General features: G+C 63.3%; 2 protein-coding genes. Both read right to left on the bottom strand.

The window, feature by feature from the left end:
• Positions 1 to 4,873: non-ribosomal peptide synthetase (locus JMV15_RS27685; RefSeq protein ID WP_201491979.1), on the bottom strand; the 4,873-nt coding region annotated here is incomplete at its 3' end.
• A gap of 3 nt (positions 4,874 to 4,876) precedes the next feature.
• Positions 4,877 to 5,706 (bottom strand): phosphopantetheine-binding protein (locus JMV15_RS27680; RefSeq protein ID WP_201491978.1); only part of this gene is annotated, 830 nt, incomplete at its 5' end.

Raw genomic sequence — 5,706 nt, 5'->3', positions numbered from 1 at the left:
GCGGCATGGCGATAGCCACCCGCACTTCCGGGCCGACGCCACGGGCGATCAAGGCATGGGCCAGGCGGTTGGCCTGGCGATCCAGTTCACCGTAAGTCAGGGTTTGCGCGTCGAATTTAACCGCCACCGCGTCCGGAGTTTCGCGGGCGCGATCGCCGACCAATTCGTGCACCAGGCGCTCGGCCGAAAAGCCAGACTCCGTGCGGTTCCACAGTTGCAGGATCTGTTGTTGTTCGGTCGCGTCCAGCAGGCTTAACTGGCTGAGCTGCTGTCGTGGGTTGGCGACCATACCTTGCAGCAGGTTCTGCCAGTGACGCGCCATGCGTTGCACGGTGCTGGCTTCGAACAGGTCCTGGGCATAACCCAAGGTGGCCCATATACCTTCGGTGGACTCCTGAATATCCAGGTCCAGGTCGAAATGTGCGGTCTTGCTGTCCCAGTCCAGCCCTTCTACCCGCAGCCCTGGCAATTGGTGCTGAACCTGAGCCTGGCCGACGTCAGTCTGATGATTGAACATGACCTGGAACAGCGGGTTGTGGCTCAGGCTACGCTCAGGTTGCAGGGCTTCGACCAGTTGTTCGAACGGTAAATCCTGGTGGGCCTGGGCTTCCAGGGCGCGTTGCCGAACGTGCTGCAGCAACTGCTCGACACTCATCTGCCCATGCACATCGGCCTTGAGCACCTGGGTGTTGACGAAGAAACCAATCAAGCGCTCGGTCTCGCTGCGATTGCGGTTGGCAATCGGCACGCCGACACGTATTTCTTCCTGGCCGCTGTAGCGGTGCAACAAGGTCTGGAACGATGCCAGCAACAACATGAACAGGGTCACGCCCTGCTGTTGGGCCAAAGCCTTGAGCCCCTGAGTGAGTTCCGGCGTCAGCTCGAATGCCAGGCGTGCGCCGCGGTGGCTCTGCACAGCCGGGCGCTGGTGATCGAACGGTAACTCCAGCACGCTCTGCTCACCGCCCAACAGCTCACGCCAGTAGGCCAGTTGACGTTGCTTCTCACCGGCGTCCATCCAGCTGCGCTGCCATACGGCATAGTCGGCATACTGGATCGGCAGCGCCGGCAACTGCACGTCCTGGCCCTGGCTGTAACCGGCATACAACTGCACCAGTTCCTCGACCACCAACTGCATCGACCAACCATCAGAGACGATGTGATGCTGCACCAACACCAACACATGCTCGTCGGCGGCCAGGCGCAACAGCGTGACACGCAGCAACGGGCCTTCTTGCAGGTCGAACGGCTGGGCGATCAGCGCTTGCACCCTGGCGTTGAGCTGGGCTTCATCGGCATCGGCCTGGGTGATCGGCAAGGACATTGGCGGCTCAATCACTTGCACCGCGCCGTCGTGATCCTGGCGGATATGGGTGCGTAGGCTTTCATGACGCGCCAGCAAGCTATCGAAACTGCGTTGCAACGCAGCCAGGTCCAATTGCCCTTTCAGGCGCAGCGCGCTGGGAATGTGATACGCCGCGCTGTGGGGTTCCAGTTGCCAGAGAAACCATTGTCGCTCCTGGGCGTAAGACAGCGGCAACGGCTGCACGCGCCCGGCCGACAGCAGGGCCGGCGCCGTTGGCGATGGGCTCTCCTGGGCTTGCATGGCCGCGACAAACGCCTCCAGCCGCGGGTGTTCGAACACGGCTTTGAGCGGCACTTCCAGGCTCAGCGTCTGGCGGATGCGTGACACCACCTGCATCGCCAGCAAGGAATGCCCGCCCAGTTCGAAGAAGTGCTGGTTCAAGCCCACCCGTTCGGCCCCCAGAATAGCCGCCCAGATCGCCGCCACCTGTTGTTGCAACGGGGTGACCGGCACCCGCCAATCCTGTTGTTCCACGCTGGCATCTGGCTTGGGCAGGGCCTGGCGATCCAGCTTGCCGTTGGGGTTGAGCGGCATGCGCTCGAGGAAGATCAGGTGCGCCGGCACCATGTAGTCCGGCAGGTGGTCGCGCAAGGTGGCCATCAGCTGTTCGCCCACCTCGGCGCGCTCGGTTTCAGACAGCGTCTGCGCAGGTACCAGATAGGCCAGCAGTTGGTTGTCGGCAGCCAGCAACAGCGCTTCACGCACGCTGTCCTGGGCCAGCAGCACAGTTTCGATCTCACCCAGTTCTATGCGAAAACCACGGACCTTGACCTGATGATCGACCCGCCCGACATACTCCACCACACCATCGGCGCGATAGCGCGCCAGGTCGCCGGTGCGGTACAGGCGCTCGCCGGATGGGCTGAACGGGTCAGCGACAAAGCGCTCGGCGGTCAGGCCCGGCCGCTGCAAATACGCACGGGCCAAGCCATTGGCGCTGGCGATATAGAGTTCACCCACGGCGCCCAGCGGTAGCAGGTTCAGGTCACGGTCCAGCACATACAGGCCACGCCCTGGTAGCGCCCGGCCAATGGGGCTGGCACCGCCGGCGCTGACGGCGCTCGGGTCAGTGCAGTCCAGCACGCTGGAAACCACGGTGGCCTCGGTAGGCCCGTAGGTATTGAGCAAGCGCACATGGCCGAGCCCGGCGCGCTGCCACAACAGCGGGCCGTCCAACGGCATGGCTTCGCCGCCGATATGGATCTGGCGCAAGGCACCATAGGTCCTTGGGCCTGCTGCGAGGCAATCTTGCAGGAACAGCTTCCAGTAGGCCGTGGGCAAGTCGGCCAGGGTAATGCCCTGGGCAATGATCTGCCGATACAGCTCGGCACCGTCCCACAACTGCGGGCCACGCAGTACCACGGTGGCACCAAGGGTCAGCGCCGGGTACAGCTGCTCGACGAAACCGTCGAAGTTCAAGGTGGCAAACTGCAACACTCGGTCCTGGGCAACCAGCTGCGAGTAATCCGCCGCGATGCCAGCGAACTCACTCAGTGCTGCATGGCTGATGGCAACCCCCTTGGGCTTGCCTGTGGAGCCGGAGGTATAGATCACATACGCCAGGCTCTGGGGCTCGACCTCAACCGGCAAATTATCGTCGGCACGCAACGCCAACTGCGCCTGGACCCGGTCGATGTCCACCGCCAGCACCTGGGCCGGTAACGGCAGGCGCCCATGCAGGTGCGATTGGGTCAACACCAGGCCCACACCACTGTCCTCAAGCATATGCGCCAGGCGTTCGCGGGGGTACTCAGGGTCCAGCGGCACATAGGCCGCTCCTGTCTTGAGCACCGCGAGCAAGCTGACCACCATGGCAAAGGAGCGCTCCACGGCGATCCCCACCAGCCCTTGAGGGCCGACGCCCTGAGCCAGCAGATAATGCGCCAGGCGGTTGGCCTGACGGTTCAGTTCCCCATAGCTGAGGGTCTGCTCATCCAGGGCCAGGGCTTGACGTTCCGGCTGCTGATCAGCCTGGGCTTCAAACAGCCGGTGTACAGCCTCAAAGGGGGTGACACCGGCGGGGGTGTTCCAGTCCTGGAGCATCCTGTGTTGCTCAGCGGCACCCACTATTGGCAGTTCACAGAGGCGGCTGCGGGGTGCGCTCACCACCGCCTGCAGCAGGTGTTGCCAATGTTGCGCCAAGCGCTCGATGGTGGCGGCGTCGAACAGGTCGGTGGCGTAGGTCAGCGCGGCCCAAAGCCCGTCGGCGGATTCATGGGTGTCCAGGCTCAGGTCAAAATGGGTGGTCTGGCTGTCCCAGTCCAGTTCCACCACACGCAGGCCCGGTAACTGCTGGCCTTCGCGGCCGCCTTGGGCATCGGTCTGGTGGTTGAACATCACCTGGAACAATGGGTTGTGGCTCAAGCTGCGCTCGGGCTGCAACGCCACCACCAGTTGTTCGAACGGCAGGTCCTGATGGGCCTGGGCCTCCAGGGCGCGGCGTTTGGTTTGTTGCAGCAGCTCGGCAAAGCGCATCTGCCCGTCAAGGTCAGCCTTGAGTACCTGGGTGTTGACGAAGAAGCCGATCAGCCGCTCGGTTTCGACACGGTTACGGTTGGCGTTCGGCACGCCAATGCGGATATCCGACTGCCCGCTGTAGCGATACAACAGGGCTTGGAACGACGCCAGCAGTAGCATGAACGCGGTCACGCCCTCTTGCTGCGCCAGGCGCTTGAGCCCCGCCACCAGCGTCGGTTGCAGATGCACCTGCAGGCTTGCACCGCGATGGCTTTGCTGCGCCGGGCGCGGGCGGTCAAGCGGCAATTCCAGCACCGGTTGCTCGCCGCCCAGCAGGGCCTGCCAATACGCGAGTTGGCGCGCCTGTTCCCCGGCTTCCATCCAGCCGCGTTGCCACAGCGCGTAGTCGGCGTACTGGATCGGCAGCTCCGGAAGTTGCAGGTCATGGCCCTGGCTATGGGCGGCGTAGAGCTGCACCAGTTCCTCCACCATCACCTGCATCGACCAGCCATCGGAGACGATGTGGTGCTGCACCATCACCAGCACATGCTCATCCTCGGCCAGTTGCAACAGCGTCACACGCAACAACGGGGCCTGGTGCAAATCGAACGGCCGCGCCACCTCCTCTTCCACCCGCGCCATCAACTGCGCTTGGTCGACGTGCGCCTGCTGGATCTGCACCCGTGCCTGCGGCATCACTGCCTGCCACAGGCGTTGACCGTCATCGACCAATTGCGTGCGCAAGCTTTCATGCCGGGCTAGCAGGCTGTCGAAACTGCGTTGCAACGCTGCCAGGTCCAAGTGCCCCTGCAAACGCAGGGCGCCTGGGATGTGATAGGCGGTGCTGTCCTTGTCCAGTTGCCAAAGGAACCACTGGCGTTCCTGGGCGTAAGACAACGTCGGTGTGTCGCTGTCGTGGCGGGTGGGAGCAATCGGCAGTTGAGCGAAACTCATGCCCCGGCTTTGCAGGCGCTGGTAAAACTGCTGGCGCTGCTCCAGAGGCAAGCGAAGAAAGCGCGACACCAGGTCGATATTAGGGTTGGAAAGCATGGTTCAAATCGCCTCTAGTTCGCTCAAAAAGTCACGAAGGTCATCAAAATCTTCCACGCTGCCGGCGCGGAAAGTGGCTGCGGCCTGCACGTAGGCGCGCAGCGATTCAGTCTGGAACAGTTCCATCAACGGTACGTCCAGGCCGAGCTCGGCCTGCACCCGCGAGGTAATCTGGATCGCCAGCAAGGAGTGGCCACCGACATCAAAGAAGTTGTCGTTCAGGCCCACTTGCGGCAGGTGCAGGATGTCGGCCCAGATCGTGGCGATCTGCTGCTCAAGCTCGGTTTGCGGGGCCAGGTACTGCTGCTGCATCTGGCTCGCATCCGGCAGCGGCAAGCCCTTGCGGTCGAGCTTGCCGTTGGGGGTCAGCGGCATCTGCGCCAGGAATACGAAGTGGCTGGGCACCATATAGTCCGGTAGGTCGGCTTTCAGGGCACGACGCAGGGTGTCACGGAACTCAACCTGGTCGGCCAGGCTGGCGTCGGCCGGTACCACATAGGCCACCAGTTGTTTGCCGGTCGGCCCCTCCTGGGCCACCACCACGGTTTCACCGACACTGGTTTGCTCACGCAAGCGCGCTTCGATTTCCCCCAGTTCGATACGGAAACCGCGGATCTTCACCTGATGGTCCACACGCCCCAGGTAATCCACCACGCCATCCGGACGCCCACGGGTCAGGTCGCCGCTGCGATACACGCGACTGCCAGGCTTGCCGAACGGGTCCGGCACGAAGCGTTCGGCGGTTAACGCCGGACGCTCCAGATAACCCCGGGCCACGCCCTCGCCGCCCAGGTACAACTCGCCGGCCACGCCGATGGGTTGCAGGTTCAGTT

This window comes from Pseudomonas paracarnis, assembly GCF_904063055.1.
Classification (GTDB): Bacteria; Pseudomonadota; Gammaproteobacteria; order Pseudomonadales; family Pseudomonadaceae; genus Aquipseudomonas; species Aquipseudomonas paracarnis.
This window is presented reverse-complemented; position numbering and strand designations above follow the sequence as displayed.